Source organism: Paracoccus marcusii (assembly GCF_006151785.1).
In the GTDB taxonomy this organism is placed as follows: Bacteria; Pseudomonadota; Alphaproteobacteria; order Rhodobacterales; family Rhodobacteraceae; genus Paracoccus; species Paracoccus marcusii.
Genome location: NZ_VDDD01000054.1, coordinates 1 through 23,494, shown reverse-complemented (window position 1 = coordinate 23,494; position 23,494 = coordinate 1). Strand labels below are relative to the sequence as shown.

24 protein-coding genes and 1 pseudogene are annotated in these 23,494 nt (G+C 58.4%); 4 read left to right on the top strand and 21 right to left on the bottom strand.

Annotation, left to right across the window (positions count from 1 at the left end; translation table 11 throughout):
• Window positions 1-161: pseudogene (locus FHD68_RS10180) on the top strand (IS3 family transposase); the annotation flags it as partial.
• 405 nt (window positions 162-566) lie between these two features.
• Here the strand turns inward: FHD68_RS10180 and FHD68_RS10175 are convergent.
• On the bottom strand, window positions 567-1,055 hold the full coding sequence (locus FHD68_RS10175; protein ID WP_341872755.1) for an Lrp/AsnC family transcriptional regulator: 489 nt from the start codon (window positions 1,053-1,055) through the stop codon (window positions 567-569).
• A gap of 100 nt (window positions 1,056-1,155) precedes the next feature.
• Here FHD68_RS10175 and FHD68_RS10170 point away from each other — a divergent pair, with 100 nt between their 5' ends.
• Complete coding sequence (locus tag FHD68_RS10170) at window positions 1,156-2,115, top strand: pyridoxal-phosphate dependent enzyme (RefSeq protein WP_139085647.1); 960 nt, start codon at window positions 1,156-1,158, stop codon at window positions 2,113-2,115.
• 1,468 nt (window positions 2,116-3,583) lie between these two features.
• Here the strand turns inward: FHD68_RS10170 and FHD68_RS10165 are convergent.
• The 6 genes from FHD68_RS10165 to FHD68_RS10140 form a co-directional block, all read right to left on the bottom strand.
• Complete coding sequence (locus tag FHD68_RS10165; protein ID WP_139085645.1) at window positions 3,584-4,012, bottom strand: type II toxin-antitoxin system VapC family toxin; 429 nt, start codon at window positions 4,010-4,012, stop codon at window positions 3,584-3,586.
• Window positions 4,009-4,254 carry a FitA-like ribbon-helix-helix domain-containing protein gene (locus FHD68_RS10160; RefSeq protein WP_042251849.1) on the bottom strand — a complete coding sequence of 82 codons (246 nt, stop codon included), beginning with the start codon at window positions 4,252-4,254 and terminating at the stop codon, window positions 4,009-4,011. Before FHD68_RS10160 ends, FHD68_RS10165 begins: the two co-directional genes overlap by 4 nt.
• A 151-nt stretch (window positions 4,255-4,405) precedes the next feature.
• On the bottom strand, window positions 4,406-5,791 hold the full coding sequence (locus tag FHD68_RS10155) for a DUF4942 domain-containing protein (RefSeq protein WP_167550390.1): 1,386 nt from the start codon (window positions 5,789-5,791) through the stop codon (window positions 4,406-4,408).
• A gap of 50 nt (window positions 5,792-5,841) precedes the next feature.
• Window positions 5,842-6,294 carry a hypothetical protein gene (locus tag FHD68_RS10150; protein ID WP_139085641.1) on the bottom strand — a complete coding sequence of 151 codons (453 nt, stop codon included), beginning with the start codon at window positions 6,292-6,294 and terminating at the stop codon, window positions 5,842-5,844.
• Complete coding sequence (locus FHD68_RS10145) at window positions 6,291-6,764, bottom strand: hypothetical protein (RefSeq protein WP_139085639.1); 474 nt, start codon at window positions 6,762-6,764, stop codon at window positions 6,291-6,293. The genes FHD68_RS10150 and FHD68_RS10145 overlap by 4 nt, the downstream gene beginning before the upstream one ends.
• Window positions 6,765-6,775: 11 nt before the next feature.
• Entirely contained in the window at window positions 6,776-7,033 is a 258-nt protein-coding gene (locus FHD68_RS10140; protein WP_139085637.1) for a hypothetical protein, read from the bottom strand.
• A 704-nt stretch (window positions 7,034-7,737) separates the two neighbouring features.
• Between FHD68_RS10140 and FHD68_RS10135 the strand changes: the two genes are divergently transcribed.
• Both FHD68_RS10135 and FHD68_RS10130 read left to right on the top strand, forming a co-directional pair.
• Window positions 7,738-8,028 carry a BrnT family toxin gene (locus FHD68_RS10135; RefSeq protein ID WP_139085634.1) on the top strand — a complete coding sequence of 97 codons (291 nt, stop codon included), beginning with the start codon at window positions 7,738-7,740 and terminating at the stop codon, window positions 8,026-8,028.
• Window positions 7,973-8,245 carry a BrnA antitoxin family protein gene (locus tag FHD68_RS10130; RefSeq protein ID WP_139085632.1) on the top strand — a complete coding sequence of 91 codons (273 nt, stop codon included), beginning with the start codon at window positions 7,973-7,975 and terminating at the stop codon, window positions 8,243-8,245. Before FHD68_RS10135 ends, FHD68_RS10130 begins: the two co-directional genes overlap by 56 nt.
• 70 nt (window positions 8,246-8,315) lie before the next feature.
• Here FHD68_RS10130 and FHD68_RS10125 read toward each other — a convergent pair whose 3' ends face one another.
• From FHD68_RS10125 to FHD68_RS10060, 14 genes are all read right to left on the bottom strand, one after another.
• On the bottom strand, window positions 8,316-8,516 hold the full coding sequence (locus tag FHD68_RS10125) for a hypothetical protein (protein WP_139085630.1): 201 nt from the start codon (window positions 8,514-8,516) through the stop codon (window positions 8,316-8,318).
• Between the two features lie 559 nt (window positions 8,517-9,075).
• Window positions 9,076-10,950, bottom strand: a complete 1,875-nt coding sequence (locus tag FHD68_RS10120; RefSeq protein WP_139085628.1) for a ParB/RepB/Spo0J family partition protein — start codon at window positions 10,948-10,950, stop codon at window positions 9,076-9,078.
• A 262-nt stretch (window positions 10,951-11,212) separates the two neighbouring features.
• On the bottom strand, window positions 11,213-11,626 hold the full coding sequence (locus FHD68_RS10115) for a DUF3768 domain-containing protein (protein WP_139085625.1): 414 nt from the start codon (window positions 11,624-11,626) through the stop codon (window positions 11,213-11,215).
• Between the two features lie 616 nt (window positions 11,627-12,242).
• A complete protein-coding gene (locus FHD68_RS10110; protein WP_139085623.1) occupies window positions 12,243-12,437 on the bottom strand; it encodes a hypothetical protein in 195 nt (64 codons plus the stop codon).
• A 97-nt stretch (window positions 12,438-12,534) separates the two neighbouring features.
• Window positions 12,535-13,734, bottom strand: a complete 1,200-nt coding sequence (locus FHD68_RS10105; RefSeq protein ID WP_167550389.1) for a DUF1173 family protein — start codon at window positions 13,732-13,734, stop codon at window positions 12,535-12,537.
• Window positions 13,735-14,225: 491 nt separating this feature from the next.
• Window positions 14,226-15,737 (bottom strand): hypothetical protein, encoded by a 1,512-nt coding sequence (locus FHD68_RS10100; RefSeq protein ID WP_139085619.1) that lies wholly within the window; start codon window positions 15,735-15,737, stop codon window positions 14,226-14,228.
• 58 nt (window positions 15,738-15,795) lie between these two features.
• Entirely contained in the window at window positions 15,796-17,085 is a 1,290-nt protein-coding gene (locus FHD68_RS10095; RefSeq protein ID WP_244297815.1) for a Y-family DNA polymerase, read from the bottom strand.
• Between the two features lie 11 nt (window positions 17,086-17,096).
• Complete coding sequence (locus FHD68_RS10090; protein WP_139085615.1) at window positions 17,097-17,531, bottom strand: LexA family protein; 435 nt, start codon at window positions 17,529-17,531, stop codon at window positions 17,097-17,099.
• 110 nt (window positions 17,532-17,641) lie between these two features.
• Window positions 17,642-17,968 carry a hypothetical protein gene (locus FHD68_RS10085; protein WP_127899651.1) on the bottom strand — a complete coding sequence of 109 codons (327 nt, stop codon included), beginning with the start codon at window positions 17,966-17,968 and terminating at the stop codon, window positions 17,642-17,644.
• Window positions 17,969-18,029: 61 nt separating this feature from the next.
• Complete coding sequence (locus FHD68_RS10080; RefSeq protein WP_139085653.1) at window positions 18,030-18,500, bottom strand: thermonuclease family protein; 471 nt, start codon at window positions 18,498-18,500, stop codon at window positions 18,030-18,032.
• A 189-nt stretch (window positions 18,501-18,689) separates the two neighbouring features.
• On the bottom strand, window positions 18,690-19,460 hold the full coding sequence (locus tag FHD68_RS10075; protein WP_208863758.1) for a helix-turn-helix domain-containing protein: 771 nt from the start codon (window positions 19,458-19,460) through the stop codon (window positions 18,690-18,692).
• 464 nt (window positions 19,461-19,924) lie between these two features.
• Window positions 19,925-20,923: a plasmid partitioning protein RepB gene (gene repB / locus FHD68_RS10070; RefSeq protein WP_139085613.1), complete on the bottom strand. Its 999-nt coding sequence runs from the start codon at window positions 20,921-20,923 to the stop codon at window positions 19,925-19,927.
• The gene (gene repA, locus FHD68_RS10065; protein WP_139085649.1) at window positions 20,923-22,107 is read right to left on the bottom strand and encodes a plasmid partitioning protein RepA; all 1,185 of its coding nucleotides are present in this window, start codon (window positions 22,105-22,107) and stop codon (window positions 20,923-20,925) included. The genes repB and repA overlap by 1 nt, the downstream gene beginning before the upstream one ends.
• Before the next feature lie 133 nt (window positions 22,108-22,240).
• The gene (locus tag FHD68_RS10060; RefSeq protein WP_139085611.1) at window positions 22,241-23,140 is read right to left on the bottom strand and encodes a recombinase family protein; all 900 of its coding nucleotides are present in this window, start codon (window positions 23,138-23,140) and stop codon (window positions 22,241-22,243) included.
• Between the last annotated feature and the right edge of the window lie 354 nt (window positions 23,141-23,494).

Sequence of the window (23,494 nt, the reverse complement as noted above, 5' to 3'; positions counted from 1 at the left end):
ATTCGGCTTTGGGTTACGAAACCCCGGCCGACTACGCGCGGACTCTGACCACCGCAATCGCCCGCCCCGCTGCACGAGATGAAAGCTCCGCACGTCGGGCGATTGCTCAACCTGCGCCAATCGGCGTAAACAAGCCTTGGACTCCGGTCGCGGCTGGATGAAAGACCCGTGGCAGGTCATGTCGAGCGCGGCAGCATCAATTGGGACCCCAACTTGGTCCTCGATCATCCGGGCCGCTTGCAGTCTGGCCACTCTAACAAGATTATTGAAGTAGTCTCTAGGCAGGTCATGGCCGAACTCAGCAAGCACCTCGGGTCCTAGCTCCATCTGGAGCCGTTCAGTGTCGAGAAGCAGCCCATCCATGTCGAAAATGACGCCTGAAAAAAACGTAGCCATAGAGTTACCCTCCAGTTCGCCGTGCCCTTAAAGAGCAACGGCGACCACTTCAATGCGTGAATGACGGCGACCTGAACGTCTGACCGAAGGCAGCATTGATGCCTGAATGTCCGCTTGCCCTGGGAGGCCATACTCGCGGATCTATCTCGAACCGCAGCATCAGACTTTTCTCATCCGTAGACGTTTGGCCCATCGGTTGGCACGTCGAGTGTGCGCTTGTAGCTGGTCATAACCACCGAAGTTCGGAAGCGGCGTACGTTGGGCTGGTCGAAGAACAGACGGCGGGTGAGGGCTTCGAAATCCGCCATGTCGCGAGCGACGCAGATCAGGACGAAGTCGCCCTCGCCGGTCACGTAATGGCACTGCTGGACCTGTGGCTCGGCGCAGGCAGTGCGGGCGAAGCCGTCGATCTGATCTGGCCGCTCGCGCTCAAGTTCGACCGAAACGACGAAGGTCATCGCTTGCCCGAGCGCAGCGGGATCAAGCACCGCGACGGTGCCTGCGATCACCCCGCTTCGGCGTAGCTGGGTTAGGCGCCGTTGCACGGTGGCGACTGACAGTCCCGTCTCGTCAGCGAGTTGGTCGAGCTTGACCTGCGCGTTGCGCTGAAGGGTCGCGAGCAGCGTGCGGTCGGCATTATCGAACGTCGGCATCATCATGAGGCCACCGTATCACAGGCGACAGCCGTTACGGGAATGTTTCTCGCATATCGGGTACGCATGCCGCAAACGTCGCACGCTTTAGTGGCAGATTGCAATCATGACCATCCTCGACCCTGCGCCCGTGCGCGCCCGCCTGTCCCGGTGCCCCGTCCATGCACCGACCCCGCTCCGACGGCAGATGCCGGGCGGGCGACCGCTCTGGATCAAGGATGAACGGGCGCGGATGGGGCTCGGCTCGTTCAAGGCCCTGGGCGGGGCCTACGCGGCGCTGCGGCTGATCGAGGCGAGGGGACGGGTCGACGTCACCTTCGTCACCGCGAGCGCAGGGAATCACGGCCTGTCGGTCGCCGCCGGCGCACGGGTCTTCGGAGCGATGGCCCGCATCCACATCGCGCGCACGGTGTCCGAGGACTTCGCCGACCGGCTGCGCGCCGAAGGGGCGGAAGTCGTCCGTTCGGGCGAGGCCTACGAGGCCTCCGTCGCCGCCGCGGTCGCGGACGCCGAAGCGACGGGCGCGATTCACCTCGCCGACGGATCCTGGCCGGGCTACACGGAGCCGCCCCGGCTGGTGATGGAGGGCTATACCGTGATCGCCGAAGAGCTGCGGGAGGCGTTCGAGGCCGCCGGGCCCGGGCCGGACGCCTGGCCCGACGTCATCTACCTCCAGGCGGGCGTCGGGGGCCTCGCCGCCGCAATGGCGGCACGCATCCGCGCCGCCTGGTCCGTGCAGCCGCGCATCGTCGTGATCGAGCCCGAGGCGGCCCCTTGCCTGCGCGAGAGCGTGCGTGCGGGCCGCATCATCACGGTCGACGGCCCGGTCTCCGAGATGGGCCGGCTCGACTGCAAGACGCCGTCCCTCCTAGCCTTCGACATCCTGCGCGAGACGGCGGACGCGTTTGAGACCGTTTCCGAAGCCGAGGCCGCGGCGGCCGTCGAGCTGACAGCCGCCGAGGGCCTTGCAACCACGCCATCGGGAGCGGCGGGCGTCGCAGGCTGGATGCGGATGGGCGGAGAGCGCCCGCTCGCGATCCTCAGCGAGGGTCCGGTCAATGGCTGACCCCACCTTCAACGCGGTCGCTTTCCGCCGAAACTGCCAATCGTTCGAGTCGCGGCATCGATAGAAAAGGGCTCCAAGCAGTCGCTCATCGCGGCCGAAATGAACGGCAGCTCTTGATCCACGGCAACACCCACCTGCGCCCAAGGTAACAGTGGAGGGGTATCTCGCCAGTCGACACCGCCTGATCGGACCTCCGATACTCGGAGGTCTCCGGTCCGATCAGGCTCATTGCACGATTTCTGACCTTGTGCTTCAAGACAGATGCTTGCTCGATCCTTGACGTCTCGCGCGGGCCTGCTGCGGTCCCGCGCCTTCACTCCCAAGGTCGTTCCCGGCACGCGACTGGACAACCGGATGCGCGTCGCGTCAGCGGTCCCGCCCGTCAGGGACGAGATGGACGGGGCAGGGCGCCCAGGACCGGTGTGCGGGGGGATGGCTCGGGACGAGACATTCAACCGTGCAGCGCAGCCGGGCGCATCGCCCCGACCAGCTCGGGTGGAGGCCGGTCTTGCCGGCCGGAACCGGGGACGCGGCCCGAAGGGGACGCCCAAGTGAGTAGACCTATCATCCTGACTGAACATGCTGTGCGCCGCACGCATCTCTACCGACGATTTCCACTGAAAGGCTGCCGTTCAAGCCGACCCTGTTCCAGGGGTTTCTGGCTGACGACTTGTTTGTTGTCTTAGCTATTCAGCTGATCTAAGCGACCTATCCCGCACCATCGGGCAGGGTCCGCACCGGCTGGCGATGCTTTCGGCAAGACGCCACGGGCATGTGACCGTCCGCTTGCACCCCCCGATTCACGCAATAACATACAACCGCAAGGCCCTTCTGGGACCATGCTATTCTGCGATAGAAGCCTATTTTCGCGGTCTTGCCACATCTGCCTGAAGTCGCCGGACCGACCCCTGTCAAGACCTTGCCAGCCGTGTTTTGACTCTAGATTATGTATTCAAGGTTTTGGAGACCACCAAGGAATGAGCGCATGATCCGCTTTGGTGCACCCATCGCCGAACCGATCGAGCATCTAATTTTGCTTGAATAGTCAAAACTGCCAAGTCTGGTCCGAGGCTTAAGGATTGGAAACTGGAGTATCAGCCAAGAGGATGAAATATGGCCACTCAGAAGGTCATTTTAATCCTCATGATCGCCCAACTTATCGTGGCGATTATCAGTCTCGCCGTAATGGTATGACTGGTCCGGTTACTGGCTTAGAGCGGATTGTTCCGCGCTAAGAAAAGAGCCCCGCAGCGTTCGCACCGCTGCGAGGCTTCCTCCGAAGAGGCTGTCTTGGTCGACAACCTCATCTTACCGGATAGAGGATAAATGAAAAGCCCCCGGCCGTGTAGCGGCCGGGGGCTACTTAATACCTTGGCTCGGCGTTTCTAGGTCGATGTGTCTTAACACTGTCACGCGCGAAGCGCGTTCAACGAACAGCTCATGCCCGCGCTTTGCGGGCATTCCGTAATCAGGGGCAATATTCCCACGGGTTGATGACCTCCAGGTTCATCGCCTTGAATGGATCGCTATCGCGCGTGGCGACCTTTGCAGCCTTCTGTGCCGCCGCGATTGCCCCGATCTGACCATCCGCATGTCCGATGGTTATGCCCCGCTCGCGTGCGCTGGAAACCCGCGTAGCATAGAATGTTGCGGCGGTAATATCATATGGCAGGATGCGGCCTGAAAAGGACGTCTCAAGTAACCCCTCAATCGCGCCAATGAGGCGTGCCCTCCTGTCCCCCGCTGGCAAGATGAAAGCGCCGAACATCAGTTCCTCGGCAGTGATTGCCGCTATATAAAGATCGCCCGGCTCCTGAGCATCCAGCCATGCCATGACATTGGGATTGGGCGTTGGCTTCTGAACCTCGGACAGCACATTAGTATCAATGATGATCATGTGAAGTCCGCAGCCTCCCCAGGTTCTTTGCTGCGGTCGAACGTCAGTTCGTCACCTATGACGCCCATATCCTTGAAGTGCGCGCGCAGCTGTTGTCCAAATCCGCCTGTGTGTTTGGCAACATAGGAGTTGACCAGGATCGCGCGAACCTCTGCTTCGATGCTGCGCATGTTGCTGGTCGCCTGTTCTCGAAGGTGATCGTGAACCTCATCTGGCAGGTTGCGTATGGTCATGTTGCCCATTCTGATCTCCATGATAGCATTTATGAGGAAATGATCTCACAGCGCCATTGATGGCGCAATGATAAAAGTGATGGCATGACCAAAAGGCACAAAAATGGCCCTGCCGAAGCGGGGCCTGAGTTACTCCGTCGCAAAAAGGAGTAGGGTATACCTAGCGCTTTTGAAGGGTCAGCACCACGGTATTGATGCGGACGCCCACGCTGGCGAAGCTCTCGGGCGGCAGATCGCGCCACTGGTGGCACCGATAGCCGCGCGGGGAATGCTGTGCGGCCCATGCCCGGAACCGCTCATGCTTAGCGGTCGATCCGACCTCGGCGGACGCGGGCAGGATCGCGCGCAGCTCGCCGCCCGGCGCAAGGAAGTCCCACGCATGTTTGACGTGATCCATGAAATGGGTGCCCGAAAACGGCGGGTTCATCAGGATCAGGTCATAGACCGGCGCAGGCGTGACCGTCAGGAAATTTGCGCAATGAACCTTCAGCGCAGGGTGGGCCATGCCCCGCAATGCCGCTGCCCGGTCCGGGTGGATTTCGATTGCGTCCACGGTCGCGCCCATCTTCAAGAGGGGCCGGACGATGGCGCCGATCCCGGCGCTTGGCTCCAGAACACGGGTGCCCGCGTTGATCGTCAGATCAGAAAGCAATTCTTCGACCGTCGCCGCAGGCGTCGGGTAGAAGGCAAGATCCTTGGCAACGGCAGTTCCGGTGCGGAAGTCGGCGGGCTGCTCGTCGGACCCTGCGGCATCGGCCAGCACCTCGCCATAATAGCTTGCCAGAACCTGATTGACCTTCCGCAGCAGGTCGGCATCCTTCACCCACAGGTGCAGGTTGCCGTTCTTGAAGCATCGGGCGGTGAAATACTCGGTCTCGATCTCGGTTTGACGTGCGCCCCATCCGCCGCGCCGGGCGGCATTGATCGCACCCTCCAGATCGCCGTAGCTCCGCTGGCCGGACAGTTGCGAAAACACCCGCTCCACATCCGCCAAGGTGCGCCGCATCTGTTCGCCCCTGCCGGAATAGGACCAATAGCCGCCATCATCGAAGACCCATGTGAAGATCATGCGTTTGCCGATCTTGAACGCGTCGTGGCTCTTGAAAGCCGGGTCCAGTTCGGAAAAGGCGCGGGCCACGCCCCGCATGAAAATCAGGTCGGCATCGAGGGTCAGGCGTTCCAATGTGGCGCGGATGTTCTCAAGCGTCGGCTCAGGCATGTCATCCGCGCCCATCTGCTTGTCCAGCTGGTCCCGCTCGGTGCGGTCCATGATTTCCTTGAGGCGGCTTTCCTCAACGATCCGCAGCCAGATTGCGGCATCGAGGGTGCGCTTATACCGGGCCAGGACGGCAACAGGATCGAAGGCGGAAAACAGGGTCGATTTCACGGCTTCGTTGTCGCTGTAGTGCAGATAGCAGGAATGCCCCGCGGTCGCGCCCTTCGCGGTTTCGGCCGCGCCCCGTGCGGCGCTGTAGCCGTCCGACAGGATGCCGATAGCGTCCTGCATCTGCGTCAGCGCGGCCTCACGGGCGGCGCAAATGCTCATGATGTTCATCGGTGCGACCAGTGCGCCAGCGCTGAATGTGGTGCGGGTGTTCATGCTGCTGCCTCGCTCTCGATGGCTTCAAGGATTTGCTCGCGCAGCTCGGACAGCGGGTGCGCGTCGAAGTCGTCACCGCGAAAACCTTCCGGGTTCTCGTAACCGGGGATTTCGTCGTGAATGCGTTCGGCCAGACGGTCGGCAAGATCGGCCAGCGTCCCGGCGACAGTGACAGTCTCAAGGTCGGCATACTCGAACCGGGCTGCCGCGTTCTTGGACAAGGCGGCGAGGGCAAGGCCCGCGTCGTCGGCCTCGGCGTCGTGGACAAGCCGCCAGCCTGTGCCAGTGTCGCCATAGATCGACCAGAACGCCCGGCCTGCAGGGCTGCAAACCTCGATGGCTTCCGCATCCGTGCCTTCGCGGATCGTTTTGACCGATGACCCGCGAAAGTCGGTGAAGGTGGCGGGGGTATCCCCCGCCACGAAACCGTTGAAGGAAAACCCGCTCATGCCGTTGCCTCCTGCTTTGCCGCAAAGGCATCGAGCATCAGGTAAAGCGTCTCCATCGCGGGCGGATCGCCATAGACGACCGTGCGCCCGACAAGTTCGGGATCGGCTTCGCACTTGGCCCGAACGGGCAAATCGTGATCCAGATAGGCGTTCACGGTGAAGCGGAATTTCCCGGTCCCGGCGTCATAGAAATAGACGTGCCACTTCACCAGCTGGTCGGGGTTCTCGTCGGCTTCCGCAAACAGTTCTTCCGCTGCGATCCGCTGCACCTCCAAGGATCGGGCGCAATCGCGGATGAAACCATTGCTTTTCGGCCCGCCGAAGGCCGCGCCTTCGCGGATGCCAAACGCATTTCCGGGGCAACGCTCCCGCACAAGGCGGGCCAGGATTTGGGCACTCCGTGCGCTGCCCGTCGCTGCGACATAGGGGGCGGGGTGCATGTCGATCTGCACGACAGAAAAACGGGTCATCTGCGGCTCCCTCACTGGCTCAGTGCCGAATAGGTGCCTTCATCCTCATAGCGGATGATGGCATCGCCGGTCTGGGACAGGCCGCCCCAGAAGGGGCCGAGGAAACCGGCAATCTTGGGCTGGCCCTGCAATTCGGTCCGCAGGTTCGTGCGGGTCTCGGTCCCGGTGATTTCGGTGCCCATGTCATCGACCCATGCGGCAAGGTCATCGGTCACAACGCGGCTCATGCCGCTGTCGTCGGTCATGGTGACGATTTCAAAAAGTGCCATTTGGCGTTCCTTTCTTTTGCGACGGTCCCGCCCGGTCTTTGCGCCGTGGTCGGGTGCCCAAAATGGGCGGGGGGTCAGGCGAGGAAGCGCGAAGCGCGCCCCTCTCCTGAACCCTTGCCTCCCGGCGAGGGCAGGGGGGGAACCGCCGCAATGGGAAAATCCAGCGGACAAGGGGGTGGTGCGGCCCGCAGCGCGAAGCGCGAGGACACGGCCCCGCAGGACGTGCAGCATTTTCGTGTTGCGGTGGGGGACCGGCGGTCCCCTGACGGACAGGCGCGCAGCGCCTGGCCCAACAAGGGCAGGGGGCGTTTGGCTTGTCCAAATCCCCCCTGCGTCTCGATCGCCGCGCCCGGCGCGGGGATCTCGCTATTCTATGAGCAACGGAGATCTATGATTTACTTGCCCACATCGCGCGCGCGCCCTGCGTCAGCGGTCCCGCCCGTCAGGGACGAGATGGACGGGGCAGGGCGCCCAGGACCGGTGTGCGGGGGGATGGCTCGGGACGAGACATTCAACCGTGCAGCGCAGCCGGGCGCATCGCCCTGACCAGCTCGGGTGGAGGCCGGTGCAGCCGGCCGGAACCGGGGGCGCGGCCCGAAGGGGACGCCCTATTGACTTCCGCATATACAAATCGTATATACAGCCCAAGGTGACTAACGTCGGAGGACCTTAATGAACTACTGCAACATTAAGATGGAAACTCCATGGCTGGTTTTGAGTGGGACGAACACAAACGTCACTTAACCCTTGCGAAGCACCAAATAGACTTTGTGGACGCAGTTGAGATTTTTAGCGGCCCCTACGTTAAATTGGTCGGCAAATCCGAAACTGAGCAACGCTTCATTGCGATTGGTCAAGTCCAAGGATATTTCATCGCGGTTGTTTTTACGGAACGTGAAGATGTTATCCGCATAATCACTGCCCGAAGGGCGAGAGAAAATGAAAGACAAGCTTACAGCCGTTATGTCGCTGGACGAAGTGAGAAAGATTCGTAGTCAAACCAGCTGGGATAAGGTTGGATCAAATGGCGACTACGCTGGCGATGCTGAAATTGACGTTGACTGGAGTCGCGTCGAAGTAGTTCGTCCAGAAAAAAAGATCTTGATCTCGATGCGACTTGATCCAGACATTCTAGATTTTTTTCGTTCTCAAGGTCCAGGCTATCAGAGCAAGATCAACGCCATCCTGCGTTCTTACATGAATGCCAAGTGAGCGGATAAGGTAAAATGCCCCGGCTGTAATGCAGCCGGGGCATTTTGATTTTACTTTCGCTGACGCCAGCCTACCGAATGTAGCTCATTGCAGCAGACATGCGCGCCAGGCCAACCACCTCGTATGTCCCTGTAGCAGGGTTCAGTGCGAATAGGCCGTTGCCCCGCAGCTCGACGGTCAGCACCCCATCGCTGTCAGACAGGCGGTCGAAATCCGACAGCATGCCCTCCAGCATTTCACGGGTAATTTCCGCTTTGGCGTCCTGTCCCATCTCACGCGTCGAAAGCATCTAAAATATCTCCCACTTAAACTACGCAATCCCATAGCTCGTACAATTGTGGTTGGCACTACACTAGCTAAAAGGTCAGTCTAAAAAGACAATTGTTAATTTTATGTTGACATGGGCGTCAACTTTCCTGCTGCGCCGCCAGGCGCAGCTCCGCCCGAAGGGCCGGGCCTGGAGGCGGGGGCCAGCGCAGACGGCCGCCACCGCCAGGTCATCATCCCCCGGCCAAAAAAGAGGCCCCGCCAGATGCGGGGCCAGTTGAACCTTCGTCGCAGAAGGATGGGCGGTGCCGCGCTCTACTGAACAGGAGCGGCGGCGGAAAACTCGGTGGCTGCCGGGGCCGGTCGCAAGCGGACGCTCTGATGGGTCCAAGCTGCGCTATGCAGTTTCTGCTGAGCCTCTTTGAAGGGCAGCGGGTCGGTGTGCAGATCGACCCAAGCCGTACCGTTCCAGTGGGTCGCGAAATAGAGGGGCATGAAAATCTCTCTCGTTCGAAAATGCTTGGGATGGGGCGGCTAACGCCGCCCCTCCGGTCCGGTATGAATCAGAAGCAGTCCGGGGTCCAAGCCTCGATGCGGACCTTCTTCTCCGCGTCGATCTTCCATGCCTTCTGATACTCGGCATCGCTGAACAGACGCTCCATGCACTGCGCTTTCTCGGCCTTCTTCTGCGCCTTGTGCGCCTTGAAGCCGTTCCCCTGCGGATCGCAGCCGGTCAGGTTCAAATGCAGCGTGTCCAGATAGTCGGCGCTGACGCGGCTGAAAAAGTTCTCGGCGGTGGGCGTCCAGACTTTGCGGATACCAGCCCCGGCATCGGCCTCGATCAGTCCGAAAAACTCCGCGCTTCCTGCGCCGTAGGGCAGGGTCCGCACCACGCTCTCGACCAGCGCCGCGTTGCGGGCTTTCTTGCCAGCAGCGACGAACGTGCGGAAGGCGGTCGCCAGATCGTCAATCCGCAGTTCCGGGCGGCTCCATGCCTCATGTCCCGCAGGGGCATGGGTCAGCCGTTCGGAAAACTCCAACGCGTGGGGCTTGCTCGGGCAGTTGTTGGGGCGTCCTGGCGACAGGTCGAAAACATGGGTGCTGACACCCGATGCCAGCGACAGGCCGAAGGCCAGCAGGTCAAAGATCATTTCCGGCTTGTCCAGAAGCGCGGTCTGGATCGCGGCCAGCCGCACGGCCTTCATGTCCTCGACCAGCGCGCCGGAATAGGGCGACTTGGGCGCATCCTCGACGCTGGCCGCGCCGTGGCGTGTTGCGGCATGTCCGGTCAGAACCTCTGCCTCGATTGCCTCGGCGCGATCCTCGGGCCGAACCCATGCAGCCGTTTCGCCCAGGGTGCCATCATTGCGGACGTAGATGAAAACCCCGGCAACCGCGCGCTGCGCGTCGGTAAAGCCGCCTTCAACGATGTTTGTCAGGTCGGCAAATTCCGCTTGTCCCGCCTCGTCCAGAACGTCGCCCTTGGCCAGCTCCGCCAGTTCGTCGTAACGCTCGCTCTGTTCTTCGCTCAGGACGCCCGGAACAGGATAGATGCGGTCCAGCTTCTCGGCAGTCCCGTAGGGGACATAGCTGTCGGGCATGGCCTCGACCCATTTCCATACTTCTCCGATCTTTGCCGCTGCCTCGTCCATCTTCTCGGAGAACAGGCGGGCCAGCAGATCGCCATCGTGAAGCGCGGTCGTGTCGCTGAACAGGTCGCGGTTCATCCGCCCGCCCGCTGCGGTGTAGGCGTCCAGCCCGACAAACAGGGCGCGGCGGTCGGTGCCGCTGATCGCTTCCGGCTGCAAAGCCTGCTTGATGCGGTATTCAGACACGTCGCGGCCCATCACCTCGGCCAGAACCTGCAAGGTCAGGGCCTCGTCCTGGCACACGGTAAAGGCTTTCGCCATGCCGAGGCTGATCTGCCCCGCCTTCAAGGCGTCCAGAACGGGGGCGGGCAGCGCGGCCAGCGCAAGGCGGCGGTAAACATGCGCCTCGGTCTTGCCGAAGCTGCGGGCGATGGTGGACACGTCTGCGCCTGCATCCTTCATCCGGCCATAGGCCCGGATTTCATCGGCGGGCGCCAAGTCCTCGCGGGCGGCGTTCTCGGCGCTGGCCCATGCCCGCGCGGTGGCCTCGTCGGGGGCGACGCGGACGGGAACGGAGGCCAGTTCCGGGTGGCGCTTGGTCACGGTCGGATCACGCTCGACCGCGCGGGCGATGGCGCGCAGCCTGCGGCCCCCGGCGACGATGCCGACGCGGCCATCCGCGTCAACGGTGCCGGAAAGGTTCTGGATCAGGCCGATCATGGCAAGGCTGTCGGCCAGCAGGTCGATCCCCTCCGGGTCCGCGTCCTGACGCGGGTTCATGTCGGAGACATAGAGTTGGGCCAGCGGGAAATACTGGATCGGGGCGGCGGCGACGATTTCGGTTTTCATGGGTGAAATTCCTGTTTGCGACGATTATTGGCTGTTGTGGCGTCCGGCTGTGAGGGCAGGACAAAGCGGGAGGGGCCTTAACCAGCTCCGTGCTGCGTCAGGAAGCGGCGTCCGATACCGAAGGTGTCGCCCTTCCTGACCAGCGCCTACGCTTCTGCGAGACGTTGTTCCAAGACTGCATTGCTCATGTGTTCATTCCCTTGTCGGTTGAAGCTGCGGGAAGCATCGGCCTGCTTGCGAAGAGAAGCAGGCCGATCCCCGGTCAGTGTTCGGACGGCAGGTAGAGCGTCAGGACACGGCGCGTCTGGTCAGGGTCACAGGCACAATCGGGCATCGTCGCGCCGAAGGTGTAGGCGGTGTCGTAAAGGTCGATTTTCCAGAAGATCGCTGCACCCTCGGCCTCGACCCGGCCAAAGGAATGATCCTCCCAAGGGTCGTTTTCCTCGGTGAAGTCGGTGAAGTTGATAACCTTCCCCATCAGGGCTGATTTGGTCGCCACGGGCAGGGCCTGGAAACCCGGCGTGACGACAGCGCGGCCTTTCAGATGATAGTCCCGCCACAGGGCTGCAAAGCCCAGGCAGCGCCGGAAGGCGTCATTCTGCTCTGCGATCAGCAGGCGCAGCATGTGGTCGCGCGCCTGCTCGGCGGCGGTGTCGGTCTGGATTGCTTGTGCCATTTGGCTTTCCTTTCTTTGCGACGATCCCGCCCGGTCTTTGCGCCGTGGTCGGGTGCCCAAAATGGGCGGGGGGTCAGGCGAGGAAGCGCGCAGCGCGCCCCTCTCCTGAACCCTTGCCTCCCGGCGAGGGCAGGGGGGGAACCGCCGCAATGGGAAAATCCAGCGGACCAGGGGGTGGTGCGGCCCGCAGCGCGCAGCGCGAGGACACGGCCCCGCAGGACGTGCAGCATTTTCATGTTGCGGTGGGGGACCGGCGGTCCCCAAACGGACGGGCGCGCAGCGTCTGGCCCAACAAGGGCAAGGGGGCGTTTGGCTTGTCCAAATCCCCCCTGCGTCTCGATCGCCGCGCCTCGCGCGGGGATCTCGCTATTCTATGAGCGACAGAGATTTATGCTTTACTTGCCCACATGGCGCGAATGGTTTGCGTCAGTGGTCCCGCCCGTCAGGGACGAGATGGACGGGGCAGGGCGCCCAGGACCGGTGTGCGGGGGGATGGCTCGGGACGAGACATTCAACCGTGCAGCGCAGCCGGGCGCATCGCCCCGACCAGCTCGGGTGGAGGCCGGTCTTGCCGGCCGGAACCGGGGACGCGCCCCAAAGGGGACGCCCGGATTGGTCAGAGAAACAGCGCAGAAATCTGCATCAGCATGCCGAGACCAGCGATCAGCAACAAAATCGTCCAGCCCCCCACACCTGACTTATCTTTTTTGGTCTCAAGCTTCTCATCCGGAATAGGTCTGACCCCTCCGCAATGTGGGCAGGCCCAGATGTGAAAACTTGGCACTAAGCAATAAGGGCAATAACCGTCCATTATATTATCCTTTTACTGTGCAGGTTCTGAGGGTTTGCAAAGTAACTTTAGGAAACCGAAAAAAAGTATCCGCATAAAGAACTGGCGTTCCATGCGATTATTTTGAATTGCCTGGGATACCTGGCAAGTCAAATTCTCCGGGTGCCCATAGCCACGGCGGATAGACGCCATCGGCGGCGATCTTTTGCAGGTCGTCATACGCCTCATCCGTCATGTCGTGAGTGGGGGCGAACATTGCGACAGGTGTTCCGGTATCCAGTAGCAGGGCATTGGCGACAAGCGCCGTGGCCGACAGGTTGTATTTCAGACATTTGATGAAGTCGCGCTCGGCCAGGGCGTCCAGCAACTGGTGTTCGCGGTCGTGATCGAACGGAATCCATTGTCCGTTGACGGGCATGACGGCAATTTCGCGGATGTTGCCGTGGTTTGGCTTCGGGCTGAAGGTCGCGATGACGATCAGGTGGCTGTTCGGCGTTGCCTCAATCATCTCGATCTTGTCGGCCGCGATCCTGTCGAACCGCTTCCCGGTCTCCTCGTCCAGGAACATGGGATAGTCCGGCAGATGTTTGAGGATCAGCTTTCGACCGTAGGTCGAAGGCTCATAGCCTTTGTATTCCGCGATGACGATGCCAAGGGGTATGGGCTTTCCTGCAACCGGCTGAAGCCGGTGCAAGAAACGCCGCCGGTCGGCGGCGAGCTTTTCCTTTCCCTCGATCGAATAGAGCGGAGGGACAAAGAGGTTGCCCGAGATCGGCCCTGCCTTCGTGCTGACTTTTACAGCCGCGGACATCAATTCACGGTGGATGATGAACCAGCTGCGGCGGCGACCGAAACTATTCCGCCACCTGTTCAAACCCGCAGCTTCCCAAAGGTAGTGCAACATGGCCAGCAAACGCAGCTTTGCCGGGCTGGCGACGGCGGATGATGCGGCCTCTCCCGGATCGGCCACGGGGGCGGCGCGTCCGCCCTTCACCGATAGCGGAAAATCTAGTTTGAGCATCGTGCCGCCCGTCTCGTCGGTTACGATTGCTTGTCCGTTCACCTGGCCCAGGCCGGACAGTTCCGGGGGTGGATCGAACGTCTCACAGACTGGATTATGAAGATGGCCCGTTCCGGGCATTCGTCTCAGGATATATTCGTTCCCGACCTTGGCGATATACATTGCCGGTTCCTGACGGCTGCATTGGCACAGCGGTCTGGCCTTCTTTTCGTATGCGCGTTCCAATATCCTCTGCAAACCTTCAGTCAATGTACTGAAACGCGAATGACCGAGTCTATAAGTGTTTTCGGCTACCATAATATTCTCCATTAATAAGAACGATAATCGCCTATATCAGCCCAAAATTCCAGAGAATATTGATGTGTACGGTTGCAAACGAGCCAGGCGCTGACTTAAACTTGGGGAAATCCGTATTCCGCTAGACGCGACATACTGCAATAAGAAACGCCCTTACCAGGCAGAGATGGACACAGAACGAAAGTCACCCATACTGAAACGATGTTTACGATGACCGGAAAGCATTAGTCAGGGACGTATCCCCTAAGCGACCTTCCCAAGTGGCTTAGCTTTTATCGGCGTTTGCGCAGTGATTTTCCAAAATCGGGAAATTCATACGATGAGTGCATTGAAGGTCTCGATAAATTGCACAGGAACCTCCTGAAAACTTCAGAAAGTACGCCGATAGCTTCTCAGTTTTGAGATTTTATGAGAAAACCAAGCTTGGATCTTTGTTCCTTGGGGGAATGCTTATTCACGCCCACCTATTAAAATTAAAAATATGATTAGACTTACTCAAGCTTATCATTCCACCAACCAATTGATTCGCTCGCCACTTCAGAATAATCGAAACCCTCCCTATGCTCTTTCTTTTCTGAGAATTTTTCAATTATTGTATGCAACATGAAGCCGTGAAATTCATCATCCATAGATAGCTCTATACCCTTTATGATCGTCTCTCGATCATAAAGTCTAAGGCACGTTTCAAAGTCAGGATGTCCCACCAAAGCAACAGGTATCCTGCTGCTTTCTGGTATTCTTAAATTATCGGCCTTTGTATTAGCCATTGAAAATAACCTCCTAATGAAGGAATTCCCCATGAGCGTCCACGACTCATACTGCCATACCAAACCTACAATCTTATCTGTGGAATCTTTGAAAAGGGCATGGTGTGTTCTCCAAATTTGAACAACCCCCTTTACGACATCATCAAAATCATCTTGGCATTCTTTCCATGGATTAGGTGATGTTAGAACACGATGAGGCAGCCTTCGTATTTTACACTCAACAATAACACCGCTCGTTTCTCTATCATTCATCCAGAATAAATCGGCGCTTTTCCCATAGGAAGTATCTTTCTCCTCTGAAACTGAGTCACTCTTACCTGAATAGTGCTTCAATAACTTAAAGCACAATTTTTCAAAATATTCTCCCGACGCTCGTCGCGCGTCAGGGTTATGAACAATGTCATAGTAAAGCCCATCAGATATTCTCTTTAGAAGCATATCGCGAGAAGGAATATATAGTCTTTCTGAATATATCTTTCCATCAATGCAAACTGGACGCTCCTTCAAGATGCTTCGTTTAAATGAACGAGGTATATTATCCGATCTAATATCAATTGCGTACTGAACCTGTCTATCAAACGGCGCACCAATTATATTTATTGTTTTTATTATATCATCTCTAATTAACCCAACACCCTCCAATGCCTTTAAGCTAACAGCTGGATTGAACACAACAGCGCCATATATAAAGAAAGAAACCTTTAGGAATACTTCAAGTTCAATTCCATACTTTTCTTCAAAAGCTAACTTTCCCGCAGAGTTTCCATACACAAACCACGCTCGGCCCAACCGTGTGACGTTATTAAAACCAAGCTGCCAGTCGTATTGAGGCCAGAACAACCTAGGCATAGCTGCTATTATGCCATCTGGCTCTGCGTCTATCTGACCATCAACATTGTCAAGGCCGCTGTAGGTATTCATCAACTTTGCTACCGCGCGCCAAACTTTTAAATTTAGTAGCTTTTCAGATTTCCCTCTATCACCCATGGTTAGCTTTTCGTTTAAAAGCGCATCCACACTCCACGGGGGGATATAATATCGTCCTATAATTTTATGATCTTCAACAGGTTCTGGAAAATCAAGATAACGCCCTGCAGCTTCAGCTCTATCCGACCGGATTGCTTCCAACGCCCAGCTCATAATGACGAGAGACTTCATATCTATGGGTTTTAATAAGTCCCACAGCTTGGCCTCCCAGTATTTTATTTTTTCCCGATATATTCCGTCACTGGTCAAGCTTCTACCTCTACGCATTGTAGTCTAAACGTTTTTACTACAGGTAAAACATAGTTTGCTAAACGCGGACTGTTGGCAACTCGCTGATTCGCGTCGTATAGCGCGGCGATCGGTGATCCGCCTTCGTCGCCCAGGATCGGCTGACCCCTTCGCGCGCCAGAACCATCGTCTTCTTGCCGAAGCGGTCATTGATCGCATCGAGCGCGTCCGTCAGGCGCGCGTCGCGCGGGCGATCCGGTGGAAACAGCATGGCTGGTCGGTCGGCTTCGGCCAGCAGGTCATCGAGGATGATCCCGGCCTTGGTATAGCCGTAGCCGTTTCCGGACGGATCGCCCCTCCAGCCCCGCCGCGCAGCCGCCACGGCGGCATCCACCAGGTCGAAGGTATGGTTGGACATGGGCCGCAAGCGGATGCTGCGCGAAAAGGAATGGCGCGGCCTGTCGGGCTTGTGCGGATTGGTGTGGTAGAACACCGTCATCGTGCCTGCCACCAAGCCGTGCTGCCGCAGCTTCTCGGCCGCTCGTGTGGCGTGGGCACTGATGGCCTGGGCCAGCGTGTCGAAGCTGGTCATGGGTGTGCCCGCGGAGCGGGTGACGGCCATGCCCTTGCGCTGCGGGGCCACGTCCTCAAAATCGACACAGGACACCCCGCGCAGCTCGGCCACCAGGCGTTCCAGGACAACCGTCCCGATCTTGCGGCCAAGGGCCAAAGGCAGGTCGCGCAGCTCGGCGGCAGAGTTGATCCCCTGGGCCTTCAACTTGGCCTCGGTCGCGGATCCCACGCCCCAGATTTCTCCGATGGGAATGCGGCGCATCACATAGTCCCGCACATCCTGGTCCATGAGATTGCAGACCCCGGAAAAAAGCGGATTCTTCTTGGCGGCATAGTTCGCCAGCTTGGCAAGCGTCTTGGTGGGCGCGATGCCAACGCAGGTCGGGATGCCCGTCTCTGTCCTGACTGCATCCCGCATTTGGGCGGCATGGGCCTCCATGCGATCCCCGAAGCCCGCAAGGTCAACGAACGTCTCATCTATTGAATAGACGTCCAGACGGGGGGAATAGCTGTGCAGGACCTCGACCACGCGGCGGCTGAGGTCGCCGTAAAGCGTGTAGTTCGATGACAGCGCCTTGACCCCATGCCGCTTCATCAAGTCACGGATCTTGAAAACCGGATCGCCCATCTTGATCCCAAGGGCCTTAGCTTCGTCGCTGCGGGCGACAGCGCAGCCGTCATTGTTCGACAGGACAATGACAGGAATGCCACGCAACGACACATCAAACACGCGCTCGCAGCTGACGTAGAAGTTGTTGCAGTCGATTAGCGCAATGGGGCGGTCGGATTGCTCCACCGTGCCTGCCCCTACTCTATGGGCAGGCGGCGGACGACACCGGCGACAACGCCCCATATCTCGGTCGTCTCCGTAACCGGGATTGTGGCATAGCCCTCCGCACGGGCACGCGGATCGAGAAACCAGACACCATCGCGCTTGGCGAGCTTCTTGACGGTAATGGCGCCATCGACCACCGCGACGACGATGCGGCCATGGCGGCGCTTGCCAGCGCGATCCACGGCAATCAGGTCGCCGTCCAGGATGCCCTCTGCCTCCAGACTGTCACCGGACACGCGCCACCAGAAGGTCGCATGCTCATGCCGCACCACCCACTTGATCGGATCGATCGTATCCTCAAGATCATCCGCGGCGGGCGACGGAAAACCGGCCGGAACCGGCATGGATGCCAGGGGCACATGCCGGTCTACGAGCGTGATCTTGATAGGGCTAAGGTGCAGGGTCATGACTATTAGAACAATACGGGAACATCAGCCATAACCCGAACACCCCCTGCGGCGTCAAGGTCGGATCATAAAAGTTAGCTCTTAGGCTTAACGTGGGGCCCGTACTGCTGTCAGATTGTCTGCATGGGCTTGATGTTCAAGCCGATGGTTTCACCCGCGTAGCGTGCACCAAGCATGAAGCCCGCCGCCCAGGTCCTGATGCGGTTATGGGCTTCGATAGGATTGTGGGTTTCGTCCTCGGAAAGCAGAAGCTCATAGACTGGAACCGGGTTTTCCCCGTCCCTAGTGTCGCAGAGGCTGAGCCTGATAACACTGTCAGACATTGTTTGCTGACCGCGATCCTCCAGCTCAATAGCTGTCAGATGCTCCAGAACCAAAAAGCCTTTCGTCCCAGGTGGGGGCAGCACAGGCATGAACAGCATAAGGTTCTCTCTCATCGCTTCCTCCCGTTTTGAAAGCTGCGCAACAGGTCATGGAAACCTTACCTGTGTCAATTAGTCAGTTTCCTCTACGCCAATCCTTCGGAAGCTCGAATGTTCCTGCCCAGATCCCCCGCCGCGCTACCTTAGCGCGATCAGCTCCTGCTTCGTGCCTGTCGTCGCGGTCATAGTAGGGCACCGCCCAACCGTTCTCGATCATCCATCCCGACAGGCTGACATTGGCTACGGCACAGTCTCCAAGGATGCGGCGGTAGCGGTCCTTGCCCTGTGATTGGCATGTTACGGGTCTGCGGGCGATGAAGTCTGAAAGAGCTAGTGCCGCCTGCTGACCGCAGCGCCATGCCCGGCCTTGGCGGTCAAAACAGGGTTGCCGTGATTCAGGCGCGTCGATGGATACCAGCCTGATCCGCTCCCCATGAATTTCAATTGTGTCTCCGTCGATGACGCTGGCCTGCCCGGTAATGCTGTTTGCTAATCCTGGGCCTGCCATGGTGCAGCACAGGACAGCGACTAAGAAAAACCTATTCATCCGGCGCTTCCTTCCTTGAGACGGTTCTGTAGGGCTTTCCGGCTGCAACAGGCTGTTATTCACAGCCATACAACAGTGCTGTTAGAGCTTCGGGTCGATTGGACGAGCATGCGTTGCCACCGTCTGATTCTTCCTCCGCTTCCTCGGTGCAACGTGAGGGCATAAAACGTCCGGATGTCTCCGTCTGCGTCACGATCTTGCATAAGAATAAGAGGTAGATTGGTATTCAGTCCGCTTGGCAGACTCGCGTAAATCAATGGCCTTTCCCATCGCGGCCAAAGCCTTTGCAAGATCTGAGTTCTCGATCTTGAACGCCGCCAGTCCAGCAAGATCGAGCGCCTTCACATGCTCCGCTTCCATAGCGGCGCGATCCTCACGACCTGCTTGTTCATCATCCGGCGTAGTTGGACGGCCAGCCCACCGACCAAGAAGCGCAAGGGCACGCTTAGGGGCGGACAAGCGATATGCGTTGCTGACCTGTCGGACCTGCGGCCCCCGGCCCTCGTTCGGGGCAGGCTCAAATCGACGCAGCCAATCCAGAAAGCCGTGTTCACGCAGCGCCTTCAGCGCCCGGACAACCGCGTCACGCGACCGGCACAGCTTGTCAGTGATGTAATCAAGGGACGGGTCAAGTCGGCCCGACTTGAAGTTCACCAGATTGGCAAACAGCGCCAGGACCTCCAATGCCACGCCTCCAAGGGGACCGTTCCGCTTGCCAGGCTCCTTGTTGGCCCGCTCATAGTGTCGAGCTGCCATAAGGAATTTCTGCACGTCTTGACGCGACGTACCGCGCCAAAATGATCCCTCGCATGATCCTTTGCGAAGTGAATTGCGACGGATCGGTCTGCGATCTTCCGCACTGCCGTCTGCGCGCGCGCCATCAATAACGCCGTCTATGCGCCTGAAAAAACTGCCGCGTTCTGCGGCCTCTCCGGTATTCATCTGCTGCTCCTCGATCAAGAAGCGCGGTGTCCGCAGGCAAGCCGTATCCGTTCGCACAGATGCGCTTTTGCTCTTGATTTTCGGGAGTGGGAGGATAACTATAGCAGGTGAAAAGTGCTGCTAATTCAGGTCGCCAAACCTGTGTTACCAAACCCAAGCCCCCTCGTGCGGACCCCCGCGCGGGGGGTTTTTCGTTAGGGGGTGATCACGACTTAATCCATGATGGGTACTCCTGTGACATATTGAACAGAAGCTGATCAGCAATGCTGGGCTCGTCCAAAACACGAAATCCACTCCGCTTAAGCAGTGCAATCGCAGCCCAGTTTCCGCATGCTAGAGCCTGATAAGGTGTAGAGCGTGACGTAGGGGGTCGCCGAATAGGAACATTAGTCGCAGTCAAACTAGTGTTCACAGCTGTGAACTCGCCGCCACTAATTCGCATCTTGCGTCTTGATGCGCCACTAGGGGCGCCGCACTTATTCTCAAGCATCTCGCTTCCACCGATCATGAAGTTCAGAGACAATACTCTGAGCTTGATCCGCCAGCCAAAGTGCGAAGCCGTCGTCAACGTCCGTCAAGTCCAGGCGGACAGCACCATCCGTTCTTTTCGCAGATCCGGCAGGCTTGCCGTCAATGGTCAACACCACTGCTTTGTTGACAGGTGGTCGTTCACGTTTTTGGTTGATCTGCCGTTTGACATGCTTTGAAACTGCTTCAAAGGCTAAAACAGATGCATCCAAGACAGGAATCTCGTCGTTCGTTTTGCCAGCTTCAAAAGCTCCTTGGCTGCGCGCACTTTCCGCAATGGAACACAGCAAAGCCTGGTCTGAGCCTGCCGCCGACATATCCTTCGCTAGCGCTTCCCAACGGGGTCTGCCAACACCATGAGCTGGTCCTATGGCGCGGGCGAGCGCGGGATCAATTGCTTTTGCCAAAGCAATGGCCATCGAAACCGCCGAACGGGTCACGTTCAGTACTTCGGCAATTTTTGTTTGATTGCCAAACTGACTTTCAAGTAGCTCATGGGCAAACAGGGCTCGCTCAATGTAGCTGAGGTCACGCCGTGCGGTGTTCTCAGAAACCTGAGCTTTCAGCGCTGCCGTGTCATCAAGATTTGCAATGAGTGCCCTAATCCTTCCGGTTCGCTCTGAGCCCTTGATGGCCTCAAGGCGGCGGCGGCCATAAACTAGAAGGTATCTGTCCGCTTTACTTGGATGTCGACGCACAAGAATCGGGACAGTCTGACCGTTTTGTTCGATAGAGGTTCGAAGATCCTGAACGTCACTGGGATCCAATCTATCTGCAAACCGATCATCATCAATTTGCGCCGGATCTAGATCCCATACGTTATGAGCATCAACCGCATCGCGCGCCGATCTAAGCGCTCGGTTACTCGACATCATGGTTCCCGGGGACGGAGCGGTACCTGCTCCTGAGAGGTTGTCCAGCATCGACATGCGCCGTTTCTTGCTATCTGCCATCACCGCCCCCACGTTTTCTGAATTAGCTGCGAGATCTCATCATTGACTGCATTCAGGCTTTCGATTGCTCTGTCGTAAGTGGACCTCGTAAATGCGCTCCTCTCGACCTCATAAAGTGTTTGCTTCGTCAATCCGGCATCAGAAATGGCAGTGGATTTAAGCATCGGGGCATTGAGAACTTTGTCTGAGTACATGGTGCGCAGAAAAGCGACTATGCGGTTTTGCGGAGAATCTGTTGGCTCATATCGCGTCAAAAGATACCGCATCCAGTCATGGGACATATCCGCACCACTGTCTGCGATGACATCCATTAGATCTGCAGTCATGCGAAGGAACTGGCTCATGGACATCACATCGAGCATTTCTGGGTGGATTGTGACCAAGACACCCGTTGCGGCTGACAATGCAGACATCGTGAGGAAGCCTAACTGGGGCGGACAGTCGATTACGACTACGTCGTACCTGTCATCAACTTTGGCCAATGCCTCCTTCACGCGAAAGAAAAACAATCCTGCACTACCGCGCGAAAGTGCTCGTGGAGTTTCATGCTCGAACTCCATCAGCTCCAAGTTGCCAGGTATTAGATCCAAGTTCGGGATATATGTCGGCCTTATTACTTCCGTTATTTGAACGGGCGCATCATACCGAATGGCATCATAGAGAGTGCCGCCGTTAGGTAGATCAAACTCAGGCTGAACACCGTGTAGAGCTGTCAGCGATGCTTGAGGGTCAAGGTCAATTGCCAGAACACGATAACCCTTGAGCGCTAATCGTTGGGCAAGATGAGCAGCAGATGTGGTCTTTCCAGAACCACCTTTGAAATTCATAACCCCGATGATCTGCAAATGATCGCCCGAACGACGGCCAGGAAGATAGTCGCCAGGCTTCCGCGCAGTTTTCTCCAGCAAAACTCTCAAGCATTGAATATCGTCGGCAGAGTACTGTCGTCTATTGCCCGATGTAACCTCTGGGGAAGGTCCCTTGCCGTCTAGATGAAGCTTGCGCAAATATGAGTCATTAACGCCTAGCAAAGCTGCGGCTTCACCTGATGTAAATTTACGCATTGTTTTGGATGCATCGGGTGGAAACAAACTTTCCCGTTGCGAGTGAAGCTGAGATGCTAAGAGTTCCGAGTGGCCCCGAATTACAGCATTCAGGTTTTGCTGAGTATTAGCCCTAGTCACTATCGTCACTGCCCCAAAATCGGTCACGGATTTTGGCGTTTGATCGCCCTTTTCCGTGACTATTGCCAATCAAGTCGGATTCGCGCAAGCGATTTGTCGTCGGGCAAGACTGAGACGGACAAACAGTCGTAGATCAGTGTGGTGCTGATGGAGCAAGCATCCCCAGCTTCTCAGCCTGTGCCAGCAGCATCTTGACGGACGAGGGCTGCCACGTTGTCCGACCGCGGGGGGTCCGTTCGCGCATCGCCTCCAGGCGATCGCAGATGGCCTGGAGGGTGATTTGGGGATCAGCTCCCTTTATCGCAGCCACGATCGCCGGCAGACGGTCATCGCCAACGCGCCGGGCGGCACGCCCAAGGACTTCCTCGGGCAGGAAGCCGTCCCGAACATAGGCCCGCACAGCCCTCAGGAGCCGCGGCTGCGTCCATTGTCGGTTCGGGGGCAGGGATGCATTGATGATCCGCAGGATATCCTCCCAGGCCATGTGTGGGCGCAGCCTGCGGACATGGGGAACCCAGTCCCCTGCGGTCTGGGCAACGCGTTCCATGTAGCCATCATGCCGCGCCAGGCGTACCTTGCGAAGCGCCTCCGGGTTTCGGGCACGCAGACCGGGATTTCCGCCGATCCGCCCCTCGAGACGTGCGCTGGCCAGTCCCGCCTTGGTCCGTTCGCGTATCAATGCCCGCTCGAACTCGGCCGCAGCCCCCAGCACCTGGAGCGTGAACTTGCCTTGGGGTGATGCCGTATCGATCGGATCCTCGATCGAGCGAAAGAACGCGCTCTTTGCTTCGAGTTGCTCGATGATCTCAAGCAGGTGCGAGAGGGACCGGGCCAGTCGGTCGATCCGAACGACGACCAGTGTGTCTCCCTTGCGGATACCGTCCAGGACGCTCGTCAGGACGGGGCGGGCGCGATTGCCACCGGACCCATGCTCCTCGCGGATGACTGAACAGCCTGCGGCTCTCAGAGCCTGGGCCTGGGGCAGGGGGGTCTGATCATCCGTAGAAACGCGGGCATAGCCAATCAGCGGCATAAAGGGCCATCTTTCATAAAATGTAGACGTCAGTAAACGACCGTTTGGAAACGAATGCAACGCCGATATCTGCGTCTGCCGTACGGATGTCCAGATCCTCTACGTTCAGCAGGGGACGGAAATGGGCGGCTTCGTGCGCTCTCTGGGCCGTATTCCAGGGCCCGCGGGATCTCATCTGCCTGAGTGGTGGGGTGGTGTGACTTCGGTCGATATCTGAAAGTACTAGGCAACTGCAGAATGCTGGCAGTATGCTAAACTGTTGGCATCATAATCATGGATTGTCAGATGGATGTCGGATCGCTTCTTCTGAGTGCCGAGACCCAGGCTGCGAGGGTGGAGGGCATCCTTCTGGCC

Bases quoted from the DNA above. Each gene is read 5' to 3' on its own strand.
- FHD68_RS10175 (WP_341872755.1), bottom strand. From the start codon at position 1,055: ATGATGATGCCGACGTTCGATAATGCCGACCGCACGCTGCTCGCGACC.
- FHD68_RS10170 (WP_139085647.1), top strand. From the start codon at position 1,156: ATGACCATCCTCGACCCTGCGCCCGTGCGCGCCCGCCTGTCCCGGTGC.
- FHD68_RS10165 (WP_139085645.1), bottom strand. From the start codon at position 4,012: ATGATCATCATTGATACTAATGTGCTGTCCGAGGTTCAGAAGCCAACG.
- FHD68_RS10160 (WP_042251849.1), bottom strand. From the start codon at position 4,254: ATGGGCAACATGACCATACGCAACCTGCCAGATGAGGTTCACGATCAC.
- FHD68_RS10155 (WP_167550390.1), bottom strand. From the start codon at position 5,791: ATGAGCATTTGCGCCGCCCGTGAGGCCGCGCTGACGCAGATGCAGGAC.
- FHD68_RS10150 (WP_139085641.1), bottom strand. From the start codon at position 6,294: ATGAGCGGGTTTTCCTTCAACGGTTTCGTGGCGGGGGATACCCCCGCC.
- FHD68_RS10145 (WP_139085639.1), bottom strand. From the start codon at position 6,764: ATGACCCGTTTTTCTGTCGTGCAGATCGACATGCACCCCGCCCCCTAT.
- FHD68_RS10140 (WP_139085637.1), bottom strand. From the start codon at position 7,033: ATGGCACTTTTTGAAATCGTCACCATGACCGACGACAGCGGCATGAGC.
- FHD68_RS10135 (WP_139085634.1), top strand. From the start codon at position 7,738: ATGGCTGGTTTTGAGTGGGACGAACACAAACGTCACTTAACCCTTGCG.
- FHD68_RS10130 (WP_139085632.1), top strand. From the start codon at position 7,973: ATGAAAGACAAGCTTACAGCCGTTATGTCGCTGGACGAAGTGAGAAAG.
- FHD68_RS10125 (WP_139085630.1), bottom strand. From the start codon at position 8,516: ATGGGACAGGACGCCAAAGCGGAAATTACCCGTGAAATGCTGGAGGGC.
- FHD68_RS10120 (WP_139085628.1), bottom strand. From the start codon at position 10,950: ATGAAAACCGAAATCGTCGCCGCCGCCCCGATCCAGTATTTCCCGCTG.
- FHD68_RS10115 (WP_139085625.1), bottom strand. From the start codon at position 11,626: ATGGCACAAGCAATCCAGACCGACACCGCCGCCGAGCAGGCGCGCGAC.
- FHD68_RS10110 (WP_139085623.1), bottom strand. From the start codon at position 12,437: ATGGACGGTTATTGCCCTTATTGCTTAGTGCCAAGTTTTCACATCTGG.
- FHD68_RS10105 (WP_167550389.1), bottom strand. From the start codon at position 13,734: ATGGTAGCCGAAAACACTTATAGACTCGGTCATTCGCGTTTCAGTACA.
- FHD68_RS10090 (WP_139085615.1), bottom strand. From the start codon at position 17,531: ATGACCCTGCACCTTAGCCCTATCAAGATCACGCTCGTAGACCGGCAT.
- FHD68_RS10085 (WP_127899651.1), bottom strand. From the start codon at position 17,968: ATGAGAGAGAACCTTATGCTGTTCATGCCTGTGCTGCCCCCACCTGGG.
- FHD68_RS10080 (WP_139085653.1), bottom strand. From the start codon at position 18,500: ATGAATAGGTTTTTCTTAGTCGCTGTCCTGTGCTGCACCATGGCAGGC.
- repB (WP_139085613.1), bottom strand. From the start codon at position 20,923: ATGGCAGATAGCAAGAAACGGCGCATGTCGATGCTGGACAACCTCTCA.
- FHD68_RS10060 (WP_139085611.1), bottom strand. From the start codon at position 23,140: ATGCCGCTGATTGGCTATGCCCGCGTTTCTACGGATGATCAGACCCCC.